The following is a 377-nucleotide window of genomic DNA, read 5'->3' as shown; positions in this document are numbered from 1 at the left end:
GCTTTCATGGTGATTTATGATTTTAAATGATGAAATATCGGCACTAAATTGCATCTTGATTAAGTATCGAGAAAAGAAATATAAATTACCTACTGTTCATGATGGTAATGATGCAACTCGTGTATTACAAAAGTTTGCAGGCATGGGAAGCATCAATGATTTATATATTTGTAAAGGTAACGGACATAACATTGAGAAATCTGATGAGTTATCTGTGAACGGTGATTTTCGAAACCATTTGGAAAATATACGGCAAGCATGCGCAACTTTGTCGTCAAAAAGCTAACAAGAGCTTTAAACGGAATAAAAACAGTTGGCTACGTTCCGCTTCGCTCCACATTATAGCCAACTATTTTTATCCGCTTAAGCAGGCGTTA

At 35.5% G+C, this 377-nt stretch carries 1 protein-coding gene; it reads left to right on the top strand.

Going from position 1 to position 377, the window contains the following annotated elements:
- Positions 1-16 precede the first annotated feature (16 nt).
- Complete coding sequence (locus tag CXF74_RS21790; RefSeq protein ID WP_101084712.1) at positions 17-286, top strand: DUF6966 domain-containing protein; 270 nt, start codon at positions 17-19, stop codon at positions 284-286.
- Positions 287-377 lie beyond the last annotated feature (91 nt).

This window comes from Psychromonas sp. Urea-02u-13 (assembly GCF_002835995.1).
Classification (GTDB): domain Bacteria; phylum Pseudomonadota; class Gammaproteobacteria; order Enterobacterales; family Psychromonadaceae; genus Psychromonas.
Note: the sequence above shows the minus strand (reverse complement) of the source record. Positions and strands in the feature narration are given on the sequence as shown.

Coding starts and splice junctions, on each gene's coding strand:
- CXF74_RS21790 (WP_101084712.1), top strand. CDS start 17: ATGATTTTAAATGATGAAATATCGGCACTAAATTGCATCTTGATTAAG.